At 61.0% G+C, this 14,138-nt stretch carries 14 protein-coding genes and 1 pseudogene; 8 read left to right on the top strand and 7 right to left on the bottom strand.

What is annotated here, in order from left to right; translation table 11 throughout:
• Positions 1 to 14: 14 nt before the first annotated feature.
• The 3 genes from EFD55_RS31575 to EFD55_RS33410 all read right to left on the bottom strand — a co-directional run bounded on the left by EFD55_RS31575 (position 15) and on the right by EFD55_RS33410 (position 1,497).
• Positions 15 to 689: a VIT1/CCC1 transporter family protein gene (locus EFD55_RS31575; protein WP_125850892.1), complete on the bottom strand. Its 675-nt coding sequence runs from the start codon at positions 687 to 689 to the stop codon at positions 15 to 17.
• 220 nt (positions 690 to 909) lie between these two features.
• A complete protein-coding gene (locus EFD55_RS31570; RefSeq protein ID WP_125850890.1) occupies positions 910 to 1,221 on the bottom strand; it encodes a DUF1883 domain-containing protein in 312 nt (103 codons plus the stop codon).
• Between the two features lie 117 nt (positions 1,222 to 1,338).
• Entirely contained in the window at positions 1,339 to 1,497 is a 159-nt protein-coding gene (locus EFD55_RS33410; RefSeq protein WP_165504848.1) for a hypothetical protein, read from the bottom strand.
• Positions 1,498 to 1,632: 135 nt separating this feature from the next.
• Here EFD55_RS33410 and EFD55_RS31565 point away from each other — a divergent pair, with 135 nt between their 5' ends.
• Positions 1,633 to 2,625, top strand: coding sequence for an alpha/beta fold hydrolase (locus EFD55_RS31565; RefSeq protein ID WP_183736899.1), 993 nt, complete (start codon positions 1,633 to 1,635; stop codon positions 2,623 to 2,625).
• 33 nt (positions 2,626 to 2,658) lie between these two features.
• On the opposite strand, the gene EFD55_RS31560 is transcribed toward EFD55_RS31565, so the two are convergent.
• Both EFD55_RS31560 and EFD55_RS31555 read right to left on the bottom strand, forming a co-directional pair.
• Positions 2,659 to 3,663: a ketopantoate reductase family protein gene (locus EFD55_RS31560; protein ID WP_125850886.1), complete on the bottom strand. Its 1,005-nt coding sequence runs from the start codon at positions 3,661 to 3,663 to the stop codon at positions 2,659 to 2,661.
• Positions 3,664 to 3,810: 147 nt separating this feature from the next.
• Positions 3,811 to 4,662 (bottom strand): oxidoreductase, encoded by an 852-nt coding sequence (locus tag EFD55_RS31555; RefSeq protein ID WP_125850884.1) that lies wholly within the window; start codon positions 4,660 to 4,662, stop codon positions 3,811 to 3,813.
• 126 nt (positions 4,663 to 4,788) lie between these two features.
• Between EFD55_RS31555 and EFD55_RS31550 the strand changes: the two genes are divergently transcribed.
• On the top strand, positions 4,789 to 5,676 hold the full coding sequence (locus tag EFD55_RS31550) for a LysR family transcriptional regulator (protein ID WP_125850882.1): 888 nt from the start codon (positions 4,789 to 4,791) through the stop codon (positions 5,674 to 5,676).
• Here EFD55_RS31550 and EFD55_RS31545 read toward each other — a convergent pair.
• On the bottom strand, positions 5,651 to 6,265 hold the full coding sequence (locus EFD55_RS31545; protein ID WP_125850880.1) for a nucleoside 2-deoxyribosyltransferase: 615 nt from the start codon (positions 6,263 to 6,265) through the stop codon (positions 5,651 to 5,653). The genes EFD55_RS31550 and EFD55_RS31545 overlap by 26 nt on opposite strands.
• 368 nt (positions 6,266 to 6,633) lie before the next feature.
• Between EFD55_RS31545 and EFD55_RS31540 the strand changes: the two genes are divergently transcribed.
• Entirely contained in the window at positions 6,634 to 7,674 is a 1,041-nt protein-coding gene (locus EFD55_RS31540) for an alpha/beta hydrolase (protein ID WP_125850878.1), read from the top strand.
• A gap of 26 nt (positions 7,675 to 7,700) precedes the next feature.
• On the opposite strand, the gene EFD55_RS31535 is transcribed toward EFD55_RS31540, so the two are convergent.
• Positions 7,701 to 8,324, bottom strand: a complete 624-nt coding sequence (locus EFD55_RS31535) for a carboxymuconolactone decarboxylase family protein (protein ID WP_125850876.1) — start codon at positions 8,322 to 8,324, stop codon at positions 7,701 to 7,703.
• A gap of 475 nt (positions 8,325 to 8,799) precedes the next feature.
• Between EFD55_RS31535 and EFD55_RS31530 the strand changes: the two genes are divergently transcribed.
• The 5 genes and pseudogenes from EFD55_RS31530 to EFD55_RS31510 form a co-directional block, all read left to right on the top strand.
• Entirely contained in the window at positions 8,800 to 9,849 is a 1,050-nt protein-coding gene (locus EFD55_RS31530; RefSeq protein ID WP_125850874.1) for a LacI family DNA-binding transcriptional regulator, read from the top strand.
• A gap of 5 nt (positions 9,850 to 9,854) precedes the next feature.
• Positions 9,855 to 11,468: an acyl CoA:acetate/3-ketoacid CoA transferase gene (locus EFD55_RS31525; RefSeq protein ID WP_183736905.1), complete on the top strand. Its 1,614-nt coding sequence runs from the start codon at positions 9,855 to 9,857 to the stop codon at positions 11,466 to 11,468.
• Positions 11,461 to 12,240 (top strand): enoyl-CoA hydratase/isomerase family protein, encoded by a 780-nt coding sequence (locus tag EFD55_RS31520; RefSeq protein ID WP_125850870.1) that lies wholly within the window; start codon positions 11,461 to 11,463, stop codon positions 12,238 to 12,240. Before EFD55_RS31525 ends, EFD55_RS31520 begins: the two co-directional genes overlap by 8 nt.
• The gene (locus EFD55_RS31515) at positions 12,240 to 13,760 is read left to right on the top strand and encodes an aldehyde dehydrogenase family protein (protein ID WP_125850868.1); all 1,521 of its coding nucleotides are present in this window, start codon (positions 12,240 to 12,242) and stop codon (positions 13,758 to 13,760) included. Before EFD55_RS31520 ends, EFD55_RS31515 begins: the two co-directional genes overlap by 1 nt.
• Before the next feature lie 88 nt (positions 13,761 to 13,848).
• A pseudogene (locus EFD55_RS31510) lies at positions 13,849 to 14,138 on the top strand (sugar ABC transporter substrate-binding protein); the annotation flags it as partial.

Raw genomic sequence — 14,138 nt, 5'->3', positions numbered from 1 at the left:
GCGGCAAAGGGGGCTTAGCCGCCAAGAGCGATCGCTATCGCAACCAGAAGCAATCCGAGACAAGTCATCGTCATCCCTGCATAAAAAGGCCTGCCTCCCGAAAATCTCGCCCACGCATAGCCCGTTACAAACAGCAGCATGATGAGAAACAGGTTGCTGACTCTCAGAGCAAGGTGCGCGCTGTCGATGAGAAGGAAAGGGGTCACCGCCGGAATGGAGGTGACCGAGACCAGAAAGAAGACCGCGATGGCGGCAGAGAGATCACCTTTCGATAAGGACACCTTCACAGGATCGGCCCGAGATGCAAGCGTCAGGAGTGATCGATAGAGCGCATCCGCATCGGCGGCCTTTGCAGACAACGGTGCTTCTTCGATCGGGAATTCTTGCGCGAGCATCTTGAGCGCAGCAGGTTCGCTTCTGGCGGCTTTGATTTGCCGAAAAAGGCGCAGCCGTCTGCTCTTGTAAAACGTCGTACCCAGAATGAACAACACGGCGTCAATGATCCCCCAAGCGACGTTGCATCCGATTGTTGCGACGATCAACTCGTGGACATCTAACCCTTCATCTTCAAAAACAAGCCTCGAACCTACCGTCCATGTTAGCGCCATGATCAATCCGAAAAGGACTTCGCCGAGCGCATCGCCTGGATCGATGATATTGGGGATATGATCGATCGGGTTCGAAGTCATGGACTGCCCCAGGTGATGAAGATCATAGCTGCTGTTCCCCACTCTCTAGCAGAACATGAATGAGGAGCCGACTTGCAGCTGGCTGTGCGGGGTAAGCCTCGCGACCACAGAACTGTGACCGACGTTGCGGTCTGATTCATTGATCGCAATCAAAGATCAGCACGATTGGGCGTCTTGTCACGGTTTTGCGCGTTCGAAAGATGCACGGTGCTGCAAAATCTCAGGAAGGCCGCGGCATCTTCTGATTGGCCGGCGCGGCAATCACCTTGACGGAAGATTCCGCAAGGCCGTGATGGCCCTCCATATCGACGACCACGTGCCAGTGACCGCTTTCAGGAACGGCGATCTTGATCGGTGATTTTCGCGCCACGCCGCCGATATATTTGAAATCGAGAACCTCGGTGAACCGCTGAAAATTCGGCGACGTCATCAGGCGAACATTGTTCACCGCATTCAACGACACCTCGATGATCGTCCCGGCGCGTTGTTCCTTGAGATCATAATGGGTGAAGCGGAAATTCGGTTTCGGCATTGGTCTCGTGGCGTCTGAAATGTATGCCGACATTTTAGCGACATGTCAGTTAAGGAAAGGTTGGAAATCAGCCCTTCAACGCATGTCTGCGTTCCCTGCCGTTTCGGGGAAGGGGACTCAGAGCGCGGAGTAAACGATGTAAAGCTCGACGGAGGCGAGCACGACTCCGAAGACGATCAGCGCCCAAGCGGTGCGCTTTTCGCGCACCTGCCGGCTGCTGCGCGTGATTCTGTGCGGGCGAAGAGGGTGGAAGGCGGAGGACATCACATTTCGCATGGCATTTGACCTTTGCAATAATGGCGAGAGTCTACTGCCGGCTGCGATAGGAAATCCATTCGGGGCGAGGTGTGAAAATATAGGAATGATATAAAGGCCGACGGCAGAAATTTCGACGTGTGATGTCGGAAGGGGATGATCACAGCCGTCCTTGCGGTATCGATGCAAACACGGAGCAAGGGCATGTCGAAGATGACGTTGATTTCTATGATCGCCACAGCCGCCACATTCCTGGCCGCCCCGGATATGTCAGCTGCCGGCGGCGCGCCTGCGATCGAGGACGACAAGGCGATAGCGCCGATCGTGCGAAAGGGAAATGTGCCGGTCAACGGCATCGATTATTATTACGAGATCCGCGGCGAGGGCGAACCGCTGCTTCTCCTTCATGGTGGCCTTGGGCAGATCGAGATGTTCACGCCCGTCATGCCGATTTTCACCGACCACCGGCAGGTGATCGCCGTCGATCTGCAGGGCCATGGCCGCACGCCCCTCGGCAATCGCCCGATCGAGCTTCCGGCAATCGGCGCCGATCTCGCGATCCTGGTGAAGCAGCTCGGCTACGACAAGCTCGATGTCTTCGGTTATTCCTTCGGCGGCGGAGTGGCGCTGAACATGGCGGCGAATGCACCGGACCGCGTGCGTCGGCTGGTAATACTCTCAGCACCCTATGCGCAGAATGGTTTCTTCCCCGAGATGCTGCCGCAGCAGGCGGCCGTCAGCGCCGCTATGGCCGACATGATGAAGGGCACGCCGATGTTCCTGTCCTACAAGGCGGTGGCGCCCGACGTATCCGAATTCCCGAAGCTGCTCGACGCCATGGGTGCGCTGATGCGCGAACCCAATGATTACAGCGATGCGATCGCAAAGCTCACCATGCCTGTTATGCTGATGTATGGCGATGCCGACATGATCCGCCCCGAGCATATGATCGACTTCTACCATAAGCTCGGCGGCGGCCTGCGTGATGCGGGCTGGACGCGGGAAAACATGTCGAAGAACCGACTGGCAATCTTGCCCGATCTCACCCACTACGAGACCTTTGCCTCGCCTCTCATGGCGAATATGGCGATGACCTTCCTCAACAGCGGCGGCAAGGCGCCGAACTGGGCCGAGCAGGTCGGAAAATAAGCGAAGGCGGCCGCTTTCCCGGCCGCCCTGCCATCAGCTGCCACGCCGATTTTCCCGATCCAATTGCGTCACCAACGCCAGGACCGTTTCCGACACCGGGGTCGGCGCGGCTGTCAGGCGCCCGAGAGCCACCAGCATGCCGATCAGTGGCGTAATTTCGAGTGCCTTGCCGCCGATCAGATCCTGCAACATCGATGTCCGCACGGCGCCGACATGGCGCGAATGTTCCAGCCTCTGCTCGATCGTCATGGTGAAGCGCGCGCCCAGCGCCTCGCCGACGGCGCGCACCTCGTTCATCACCTTGCCGACCATGGCCGAAAGCGCCGGATCCGCCATGATGTCGGTCATGACAGCCCGCGTCAGCGCGCTGATCGGGTTGAAGGCGGCATTGCCCATCAGCTTGCTCCAGATCTCGTCGCGGATATCGGGTGTCGTCGTAATGCTGAGGCCGGCACTGGTCATCAAGGCCCCGATCGCCTCGAGATTGGGCGACATTTCGCCGGAGGGCTCGCCGAGCACAAAGCGTCCCCTGTTGGAAAGCCGGATCTCGCCCGGATTGATCACCTCCGCGCCTTGATAGGCGACGCAGCCGATGACACGTTCCGGCCCGATCAGCCGCCAAAGCCTGCTGTTGGGATCGAGTTCATCGAATTGCAGTTCCGCGTGCCCGCTCCTGGTGTCGCGATGGAAATACCACCACGGAATGCCATTCAGGATCATGACGACCCGGGTGCTATCCTTGAGGAGGCTTGCGATCCCCTCGGCGGCGGGCGGGAGTTGATGCCCCTTGAGGCCGGTAATGACGAGATCCTGCGGCGGCAATGTCCCAGGGTCGTCTGTTGCTGTGAGATGGACGTCAAGCGGCGTTTCCGCATCGGCTTCGCGCAGGCTGAGGCCGCGGCTGCGGATAGCCTCGAGATGAGCCCCGCGGGCGACAACGGAGACGGTGGCGTCGTTCCCGACCCGGTTTGCGAGCTTGGCGGCGATGGCACCGCCAAGCGCCCCGGCGCCATATATACAAATGGTCTTGATGGACATGCATTGCCTCTTCATGGTCGTGACTTGACCTAGATCTAAGTCATCCCCGGCGAGAGGCGAATGCTAATTTGTCGCAAGGCGCTCTTTCCAGCTGCCTCGACGGTGCCGCCGCCTCGTCCCTTAAAGTTGGGATGGGCGGCAGGGATCTTAGGCCGCGGCCGTCGTATCGCTGGCGAAATCCGTAGAGAGGGCGAGTTCGCGCCAGGCAGCAAGTTCCGTTTCGACGCTCGCATGCTGAGCCTCGATCATTGCCACGGTATCGCTGCCGAATGGCATGCGCAGCGGCGGATTGGCTGAGTTGACCATTGTCATGATACCGGCAGCGAGCTTGGCAGGGTCGCCGGGCTGAGCATGGTTGGCGTCGACGGCGAAGTTGCGCATGTTGCCGGCCGGCGTGCCTTCGTAATCGGCGATGGAAGCCGGGCTGATCGCCAATGAATTGTCGGCGAGGAAGTCCGTGCGGAAGAAGCCGGGCTCGACGATCGTCACCTTGATGCCGAAGGGCTCGAGTTCGGCGGCCATCGATTCGGAGAGGCCCTCGATGGCGAATTTCGTCGAGCCGTAGACGCCCCAGCCGGGATAGCCGAAATAACCGCCTATCGAGGAGAAGTTCAGCACCTGGCCGGAACGCTGGCGGCGCATATAGGGCAGCACGGCGCGTGTCACCTTCAGGAGACCGAAGACATTCGTGGCATAGAGCTTTTCGATCTCTTCGGCCGTGGCTTCCTCAACGGCGCCGAGCAAGCCGTAGCCGGCGTTGTTGGCGAGAACATCGATACGGCCGAAGCGGGCGATACCGGCAGCCGCGGCCTCCTTTGCCTGCGCCTCGTTGGTGACGTCGAGGGCGATGGCAAGCAGGTTCGGATGATCGCCGAACTGCTCGGTGACGGTCTTCGGGTTGCGGGCGGTGGCGATGACGGCATCACCTGCTGCAAGGGCTTCCCCAGTCATCAGCGCGCCGAAGCCGCGGGATGCACCGGTGATGAACCAGACTTTCATGGCGAATTCCTTTCCAGAACTATTCGGTTGGCGTCGCATCTCTGTGCTGACAGGTTGAATTTGACCGAAAATCCTCTGATGTATAAGATTCGTTATTCTTGACACTGTGATGAGTGAAATTCAGCAATGCGTGCTGCCGAACTTTCCGAACTCGCAGCTTTTGCGGCCGTTGCGCGGCATAAAAGTTTCCGCAAGGCGGGCGAGGAGCGGGGTGTCACAGCCTCCGCGGTCAGTCATGCCGTGCTCAATCTCGAAGATCGGGTCGGAATCCGCTTGCTCAACCGCACGACGCGCAGCGTTTCGCTGACCGAGGCCGGCGAGCTCCTGATCTCGCATCTCGACCCTGCCTTCGGCGAGATGGCGGGCGCGCTCGATGCGCTCAACCGCTATCGCGACACGCCCTTCGGCAAGGTGAGGATCAACGTGCCGAATTCGATCGGCCCCTTCGTGATTGGCCATGTCGTCGGGCCGCTGCTCAAGAAGAATCCCAACTTGCAGCTGGAAATCAACGCCACCGACAGGCTGGTTGATATCGTCGAGGAAGGTTTCGATGCCGGGATCCGCTTCGGTGAGCGTGTGACCGAAGGCATGATTGCGCTACGCATCAAGCCGCGCATCCGCCTGGTCGTCGTCGGCTCGCCAGCCTATTTCGAGACACGTCCGAAGCCCGAAACGCCCCACGAGCTCAAACGGCACCTCTGCATCCAGAACATGTTTCCGTCAGGCGCGCGTTATGCCTGGGAATTCGAGAAGGACGGCCAGACGGTCAGCTTTCAGCCGACCGGGCCGCTGTCGCTCGACGATCACGAGCTGATGATGCAGGCGGCGCTTGATGGCGTCGGCCTTGCCTATGTCTGGGAGCCACGGGCGGAAAGGGCGATCGCCAGTGGCAAACTCGTCCAAGTGCTGGACGACTGGTGCCAACTGGAGGAACCGCTCTATCTCTACTATCCGAGCCGCCGCCATATGTCGGCGGGCTTTAGGGCAGTCATCGAGGCGATGCGCGCGGCGTAAGGCTGAAATCGATGCCGCGGGCGCCGTCAGCGCGCAGGCTGGTGATCGTTTGAAGCGCTTCAAAATAAACCGTCAGGTCGCGGGCGGGATCCGCGGGGAGAGCGGCCGCACGGAACACTTTGCCTCCCGTCGCCTCGATGCCTCGGTCGATCATCAGGTTGTCGGACAAGCCGTGATTTTCGATCGCGATGCCGTCCGGTCCGCGTGGGCGCCCGCTCGTCTCATCGATATCAAGCCCCGCATACCAGATGGAACGAACACGCAGGCCATAGTCATCGGGGTGATTGGTATAGGCGAAGACCGCTTTTCCGAGCGCAATCATGAAGCCGATCTCATAGACCGTACCCGGATCGGCGCTGACGCCTCGAAAGGGAGTAATGTTGGCAAGGCAGATCTCGGCACGACGCATAGCGGTGTCGTTGCGTGCGTAGATCTCTGCAGCCGTCCGCTTCACCGGCGTCTGGTTTTCGTCGCTGCCGGGGCCGGTCGGCTCGAAGCCGAACTGGCGTGCCAAACGGCGTTTTTCGGCCATGATGGGCATGGCATCCGGGAGAAAGACTTCCGGGCCGGCAAGATAGATGGTGGTCATCGGTATCCTTCACTCACATGCGAGACGATGTGCCGGACTGGGACCGCCAAGCACGGAATCCATTTCCGACGGAAGCACCGCAAATGGCAAGCCATGCCGGCAGGGAGTTTGCCCAATTTTTTGAGAAGCAGCGTGAAGAGCCCGCAGTGAACGGGCAACTGCCGGCTTCGTTCCAGGCGCGGCGGAAGGTTTCCGGAGGAGCCGCCATGTCCCGTCATCCGAGCGCCGCCACATGATGGCGGGCTTCGGAGCGATCATCGAGGCGATGCCCGCGGAAAAAGCTTGAGGTTTGCGTCTGTCACCCTTTTGACTCCTGTGAGCGAACCGGCCAAAGATGCCGCCATGGCCAGGATCGTCGGGAGAGGTTGATGAACGGTCGGAATTCGCCAGCTGGTATTCGAGCCCCCAGGCGGCTCGCATCTCTGTTCGCCGCTTTGGCGACCACGCTGTTGCTGACAACGGCGGCGGTCGGGCAGGACATAGGGCCGCAAAGTCAGACTTCGCGTGCGCAGGTCGAAAAGCTCGTCGGCCTCTGGAAGGATCATTTTGCCGGCGCTGACAGCCTGCAGCAGCAGCGCACGGCCTTCAAGGCGCTGATGGAGGCGACGCCGGGGCCGACGCGAATCCAGCTTCGGCAGATCGATGCCGATGGCGTCAAAGCCGAGCTGATGTGGCCAGCCCGTCTTCATCACCCGATTGGTGAAAGGGTGATCCTCTATATCCACGGCGGCGGCTTCTCTAGCGGCTCCATCCGCACCCACAGCCTGCTTGCCGGCTCGCTCGCCAAGGCGGCATCGAGCGACGTGCTCCTTATCGATTATCGGCTGATGCCGGAATATGGCTATCCCGCGCAGATCAACGACGCGCTGACGGCCTATCGCTGGCTTCTCGACAACGGCTATGACAACGGGAACGTGGTCGTGGCGGGAGACGGCGCCGGCGGCAATATCGCAATCGAGACGGTTCTGCGGCAGATGCAGGCGGCAAAGCCGTTGCCGGCGGCTGTGGTGGCGCTCAGTCCCATCACCGATCTCGCCGCGACGGGCGGATCGATGACCTCCAATGCCGAAAGCGATCCGCTGGTCGATAAGGCCTGGATCGAAGCCCTTGGCAAGCCGTATCTCCGCCGCCGGCCGCCGACAGATCCCCAGGTGTCGCCGCTCTATGCCGACATGAAGGGCTTTCCGCCGTTGCTGCTGCAGGTCGGCTCCGGCGAAGCCCTGCTTGATGACACGCTGCGGCTCGCCGACAAGGCGCGCCAGGCCGGTGTGGATGTCACCACCGAGGTCTGGCCGGGCATGCCTCATCAGTGGCAGCTGTTTCCCTCGCTGCTCGATGATGCCGATCGGGCGAGCCAGAACATCGCCGAATTCGCAATCCGGCATTTTGCTGACAGGCCGAAGGAGTAGGCGCTGCGGCCTTCTCAATTACCGCATCATTGCGATGTGCCGTGGGGTGGCGCAGGCGTTAGGGGCCGCTCGACCTCGCGGCCGACGCTGAGCGCCTTTCGCACATTCGGCTCCAGCCGCTCGATATAGGCGTGGTCGGGCGCAGCACCCAGCGCATCCAGCATTTTCGAGAAGAAACACCGGGCCGCTGCGGCGGCGGTGACGTCGAAGATCTCGGCATCGCCCAGCCCATGTTTCTTCAGCCCGTCTATATCCTGCTGCGTAATCGACGTCGCATCGCGCGCCACCTTGGCGGCAAAGGCCATGATCGCGCGTTCGCCGGCATCGATCGGCGCCTTTTCCGTCTCGTTGACGACCGCCGTCAGCCCGTCGCTGGTGAAACCTTCGCGCAACAGCACGGAGCCATGCGCCAGCATGCAATAGGAGGACTTCAGCTCCTTGGCCGCCGCCAGCGTCACCAGCTCGTAGCGCCTGAGGCTCATATGGCTGCGAATGCTCGAAAGCAGCGCTCCCCAGCTTTCCATCACCTCAGGCCGGTGGCCGAAGGCACGGTACATATTCGGCAGATAACCGTAGCTCGCCTCCGCCGACGCATACATCGACGTCGTCTTCTCGCTGGCGGATGCATTGGGAGTGTGAATGAAAGCCATGGCATGGTCCTCCTCTACTGAGAGAAGGATAGGGTAGATATGCAGGACAGCAATCCAGAAATATCAGGCAGCGTCACTGCTCGCAGAAGCGTTACCTGCTCTCGATGGGAAGGGTTACGGTGAATGTTGATCCGCATCCTCTTGCATTTCTAACCTCGCCCATGGTCGGCGGCCCCTTTGGGCAAGCCGTGACGTCGGTTCGGCGGGTCCTTGCCTTCACGGGAAACACCTTCAATGATCTTTTAGTCGTGCGCAAAGCACGATTTTGCAGGTCGCAAAATATCGACACATATCTCTCAGTCATGGCCGGGTTTTAGATCGTTCCAATTTTTAGGCAGAAAATTCGGCGATCCAGAAAGCCGAATTTCGCTTTGCATACTTCTACAAGGCGCCTGCCTGCGCAGATTTCACTTGACAGAATTGGAACGTTCCAAATATTTAACGATCAGTCTACGTTGATCGTGTGGAGGAAAGAGTGACGAAGCCGCGGGTAACCGTCATTGACATTGCGAAGGCCGCCGGCGTCTCGAAGTCGACGGTTTCGCTGGTGCTTCAGGGCTCCTCCCTGGTCAATGAAGGCACGCGTTCCAAGGTCAATGTGGTGATGCGCGAGCTGGGCTACGTCTACAATCGCGGCGCAGCCAATCTTCGCCAAGCCGGTGCCAAATCGAGGATCATCGGCGTCGTCGTGAACGATCTGACGAACAGCTTCTTTGCCGAGCTCGCGGTTGGGGTCGACATGGTCGTTCAGTCGGCCGGCTTCGTACAATTCCTGTCGAACACCGGCGAGAGCATCGACCGGCAGCGCGAGGTTGTCGCATCGATGCGCGAACATGGCATTTCCGGCCTCATCGTGTCGCCGGCGCGCGCCACCGATGCCGCGGACTTCAAGCCACTCGTTGCTGCGGGGATTCCTGTCGTGGTTGTCGTCCGAAACCTGCCCGGCGCCAAAGTCTCCTCGATCGTGTCCGACAACCAGGCCGGCATGATGTCCGCCGTTCAGCACTTGGCGGAACTCGGTCATAAACGCATCGCGTTTCTCGGCGGCTTTCCCGATACCGCTGTCTTCGACGACCGCCTTGCCGGTTACCGAAATGGCGTCGAGGCAGCCGGGCTCGGCTACCGTGAAGAACTCGTCATCGCGTCCGCGCCCTCGCGAGCGGGCGGGGTCGAGGCGATCGGAAAAGCGATCGGTCTTGCTGATAGGCCGACAGCCGCCGTCTGCTTCAACGATGCCGTGGCCTTCGGTGTTTGCGACGGATTGCGCGCGCGCCGTCTGGAGCCCGGCTCCGACTTCGCCGTCGTGGGCTTCGACGACGTCATCGAGGCCCAGGCGGCCGTTCCGGCGCTGACGACGGTCTCGGTCGATCCGCAAGGCATTGGGCGGCGCGGCGCGCAAATGCTTCTCAAGCAGATCAATGCCGGCAAGGCCGAGGCGGAGACGGTGACGACAGCTGTTCGGTTGGTCGTTCGCGAGAGCTGCGGAGCCGGCATGAGCGTCAAAATCAAACAGGACTTTGCGTGATGCCAATGAAGAAGCATCTTACCCCGGCCGAAGCGGCCGCGCTGATCCCGGATGGCGCCGTTGTAACGGTATCGTCCTCGAGCGGTCTCGGTTGCCCGGATCTCATGCTGAAGGCGATTGGCGAACGTTTCGATGCGACCGGCCATCCCCGTGACATCACCACTCTTCATCCGATCGCCGCCGGCGACATGAGCGGCATCAAGGGCGTCGACCACATCGCCAAGAGGGGCCTGCTCAAGCGGATCATTGGCGGTTCCTATCCCTCAGGCCCTTCGTCGTCGGAGCCGCCGCTGATCTGGCAAATGATCACCAACAACGAAATCCCGGCCTACAACATTCCCTCCGGCATCCTGTTCGACATTCATCGCGAAGCCGCCGCGAAGCGGCCAGGTGTCCTGACCAAGGTCGGCATCGACACCTTCGTCGATCCCCGGCGGCAGGGCTGCGCAATGAACGAATTGGCTTCGGAGCATCCGGTGGTCAAGCGCCTCAGCTTCGAGGGTGACGACTGGCTATTCTTTCCCTCGATCGTCCCTCAGGTCGCCATCATCCGCGCCACCACCGCCGACGAGCGCGGCAACCTCACATATGAACATGAAGGCGCTTATCTCGGCGGCCTCGATCAGGCGCTTGCCGCACGCAACAACGGCGGTATCGTCATCGCCCAGGTCAAGCGGATCACCAAGCAGGGCTCGCTGAAGCCCCATGACGTCCGGGTGCCTGGAATGCTGGTCGACTATATCGTTGTCGATCCCGAGCAGAAGCAGACAACGCAGACGGCGTACGATCCCGCGATATCAGGGGAGATCTTCCGCCCGCTCGAGAGCTTCAGCGTTCCGGAATTCAATGTCCAGAAAGTCATCGCGCGTCGTGTCGCTCAGGAGCTTCAGGCCGGAAGCTGCGTCAATCTCGGCTTCGGCATCTCGGCCAATGTGCCGCGGATTTTGCTGGAGGAGGGGCTCCATGGCGCCGTTACCTGGGTCATCGAGCAGGGCGCGGTCGGCGGCGTGCCGCTGCTCGACTTTGCCTTCGGCTGCGCGTCCAATGCCGACGCCTACATGCCGTCTCCCTATCAGTTCACCTATTTCCAGGGCGCAGGCTTCGATGCGTCGCTTCTCTCCTTCCTCGAGATCGGCAAGGACGGCTCCGTCAATGTCTCCAAGCTCTCGTTCCGGCCCCATGTGACGGCGGGTGCCGGAGGCTTCGTCGATATCACGGCGAGGGCGAAGAAGATCGTCTTCTCCGGCATGTTCAATGCCGGAGCGAAGCTTTCGATCGCCGATGGCGCTCTCCTGATCGAGAAAGAAGGCAAGCTGAAGAAGCTGGTGAACGAGGTCGAACACGTTACCTTCAGCGGCAAGCGCGCGATCGAGCAGGGGCAGGACATCACCTATGTCACCGAGCGATGCATAATGAAGCTGACGCCTGACGGCATCGTCCTCACCGAGATTGCCCCCGGCGTCGATCTTCAGACCCACATCCTCGATCAGTCCGAGTTCCCGCTGATCGTCGCGCCCGACCTGAAGGTCATGGACGCCGCGCTCTTCCAGGAGGCACGGATCGGCCTGTCGCTTCCGGCAAAGAGGGCGCGGACACTGGAGGGTACCTTCAATGGCTAGCGGAACGGTGAAGGTCGACGTCGAAGGACACGTCGCGACGCTGACGATTTCTCGCCCGGAGAAGCTCAACGCGCTCGACCTCGACATGTTGAAAGCCTTGGCGGACGCCGCCGACGAGGTGGAGGCGAACGCGAATGTGCGCGCTGCCATTCTCACCGGCGAAGGGAAGGGCTTTTCCGCCGGAGGCGATATCAAGGCCTGGGGCGGAATGCTGCCGCAGGAATTCGGTCACGCCTGGGTGCGGCAGGGCCACCGCATCTTCGAAAGGCTGGCGACGCTCCGGGTGCCGCTGGTTGCGGCTCTGAACGGCCACGCTCTCGGAGGAGGGCTTGAGCTTGCGGGGGTCGCGGACATTCGTCTTGCCGAGGAGCAGATCAAGATCGGTCTGCCGGAAACCGGCCTTGGCATGGTGCCGGGCTGGTCCGGGACCCAGCGTCTCGTCCGCCGCTTTGGCGCGCAGGTCGTCCGACGCATGGCTCTGGGCGGTGAGATCTTCACCGCCGAGCAGGCGCGCCTGCTTGGTATGGTCGATGCGGTCGTTCCGACAGGAAACTCGCTGGCCGCCGCCAGGGAATATGCCGAACGAATTGCTGCAAGGGGACCTGCCGCCGTCGAGATCGTCAAGTTGATGATTGCATCGGCGAACGGCGAAGACAACGGAACCGCGGTCGAAGCCTTGGGTTCGATCCTCGCCGCCAAGACCGGCGATCTCAAAGAGGGCGTCGCGTCGTTCAGCGAGAAGCGCCCGGCAACGTTTAAGGGAGAATGGTAATGACGGTCCTCGTCAACCCCACCGCGCTGAGCGACCACAAGGCGCGCGATTTCAGGATGCTCATCGACGGCAGATGGGAAGCCGGCGCTTCCGATCCGATCGCGCGTGTCGCGCCAAGCCATGGCGTCGTGGTCAGCTGGTTCCCGACCGGCAGCAGGAAGGATGCCGAGCGCGCCATAACAGCCGCGCGCAACGCCTTCGACCTCGGGCCATGGCCTCGAATGACCGCGTCCGAACGTTCTGCCATCCTACTCAAGGCCGCCGATCTGATTGCGGCACGTGCGGAAGAGCTGGCATTTCTCGATGCTATCGAGGCAGGAAAGCCAATCACACAGGTGCGAGGCGAAATTGCAGGCTCCGTCGACATATGGCGCTATGCGGCTGCGCTCGCCCGCGATCTCCATGGCGAAAGCTACAACACGCTTGGCGACGGCACGCTCGGCGTCGTCCTGCGCGAAGCGATCGGCGTGGTGTCGATCATCACGCCCTGGAATTTTCCCTTCCTGATCGTCGGCCAGAAGCTGCCATTCGCCCTGGCCGCAGGCTGCACGACCGTGGTCAAGCCTTCGGAACTGACATCGGGATCGACGCTCGTTCTGGGCGAGATCCTGCAGGAGGCAGGCATTCCGGATGGCGTCGTCAATATTGTCACCGGTACGGGACCTGAGGTCGGTGCGGTCATGACGTCTCATCCCGACGTCGACATGGTATCCTTCACCGGCTCGACCGGTGTCGGAAAACTGACGATGTCGAATGCCGCGCAGACGCTGAAGAAGGTCTCGCTGGAACTGGGTGGAAAGAACCCGCAGATCGTGTTCCCGGATGCCGATCTCGATGCGTTCATCGACGCCGCGGTCTTCGGTGCATATTTCAATGCCGGCGAGTGCTGCAATGCCGGCTCGCGGCTGATCCTTCACAAATCAATCGCTTCCGATGTCGTCAAGCGGATTGCCGAGTTATCGAAGGCCGTGAAAGTCGGCGACCCGCTCGATCCTTCGACGCAGGTCGGCGCGATCATCACGCCGCAGCATCTGGAGAAAATATCGACATATGTCGCCGGTGCAAGAAGCGGCGGCGCACGGGTCGCTCATGGTGGCGAGACGCTTGACCTTGGCATGGGGCAATTCATGTCGCCGACGATCCTTGAAGCGGTCACCCCGGATATGGCGGTGGCGCGCGAGGAAGTCTTTGGGCCGGTCCTTTCGGTCCTGACATTCGAGACGTCAGCCGAAGCGATCGGGATTGCGAACTCGATCGACTACGGCCTGTCGGCCGGCGTCTGGAGCCGCGATTTCGACACGTGCCTGACGATCGGCCGGTCGGTACGGGCAGGCACGGTCTGGATGAACACCTTCATGGACGGCGCCTCGGAACTGCCCTTTGGCGGCTACAAGCAAAGCGGCCTCGGCCGTGAACTCGGCCGCCATGCGGTCGAGGACTATACGGAGACCAAGACGCTCAACATGCATATCGGCAAACGCACCAGCTGGTGGATGCCGCAGACGGAAAAGCCGGCCTAGCCGGCGGTCGAACTACGCTCGAGGAGGGCGGGTGATTGGTGCGGGAATGGGTCCCGCATCTTCCAAACTGGAACTGGGAGGTTCTTCGATGAATAGGTTTTTAAGTTCGGCGGCTATTGCTGTTGTGATGATGGCTGGTCTTGGTGGCGCGCAGGCAGCCGATGTGAAGGAAGTGCAGATGCTGCACTGGTGGACGTCGGGCGGCGAGGCTGCGGCTTTGAACGTGCTGAAGCAGGATCTGTCGAAGGAAGGTTTTGCCTGGAAGGACGTACCGGTGGCTGGTGGTGGCGGTGACGCGGCGATGACGGCGCTGAAGGCGATGGTGGCGGCCGGTACTTATCCGACGGCCTCGCAGATGCTGGGTTATACCGTGCTCGA

The organism is Rhizobium pisi (assembly GCF_003938655.1).
In the GTDB taxonomy this organism is placed as follows: Bacteria; Pseudomonadota; Alphaproteobacteria; order Rhizobiales; family Rhizobiaceae; genus Rhizobium; species Rhizobium pisi.
The sequence above is the reverse complement of the archived record's forward strand: the minus strand, read 5'-3'. Positions and strand labels throughout refer to the sequence as shown.

Bases quoted from the DNA above. Each gene is read 5' to 3' on its own strand.
- EFD55_RS31545 (WP_125850880.1), bottom strand. From the start codon at position 6,265: ATGACCACCATCTATCTTGCCGGCCCGGAAGTCTTTCTCCCGGATGCC.
- EFD55_RS31575 (WP_125850892.1), bottom strand. From the start codon at position 689: ATGACTTCGAACCCGATCGATCATATCCCCAATATCATCGATCCAGGC.
- EFD55_RS31555 (WP_125850884.1), bottom strand. From the start codon at position 4,662: ATGAAAGTCTGGTTCATCACCGGTGCATCCCGCGGCTTCGGCGCGCTG.
- EFD55_RS31520 (WP_125850870.1), top strand. From the start codon at position 11,461: ATGGCTAGCGGAACGGTGAAGGTCGACGTCGAAGGACACGTCGCGACG.
- EFD55_RS31515 (WP_125850868.1), top strand. From the start codon at position 12,240: ATGACGGTCCTCGTCAACCCCACCGCGCTGAGCGACCACAAGGCGCGC.
- EFD55_RS33410 (WP_165504848.1), bottom strand. From the start codon at position 1,497: ATGCGAAATGTGATGTCCTCCGCCTTCCACCCTCTTCGCCCGCACAGA.
- EFD55_RS31565 (WP_183736899.1), top strand. From the start codon at position 1,633: ATGATCACAGCCGTCCTTGCGGTATCGATGCAAACACGGAGCAAGGGC.
- EFD55_RS31540 (WP_125850878.1), top strand. From the start codon at position 6,634: ATGAACGGTCGGAATTCGCCAGCTGGTATTCGAGCCCCCAGGCGGCTC.
- EFD55_RS31570 (WP_125850890.1), bottom strand. From the start codon at position 1,221: ATGCCGAAACCGAATTTCCGCTTCACCCATTATGATCTCAAGGAACAA.
- EFD55_RS31550 (WP_125850882.1), top strand. From the start codon at position 4,789: ATGCGTGCTGCCGAACTTTCCGAACTCGCAGCTTTTGCGGCCGTTGCG.
- EFD55_RS31560 (WP_125850886.1), bottom strand. From the start codon at position 3,663: ATGTCCATCAAGACCATTTGTATATATGGCGCCGGGGCGCTTGGCGGT.
- EFD55_RS31525 (WP_183736905.1), top strand. From the start codon at position 9,855: ATGAAGAAGCATCTTACCCCGGCCGAAGCGGCCGCGCTGATCCCGGAT.
- EFD55_RS31535 (WP_125850876.1), bottom strand. From the start codon at position 8,324: ATGGCTTTCATTCACACTCCCAATGCATCCGCCAGCGAGAAGACGACG.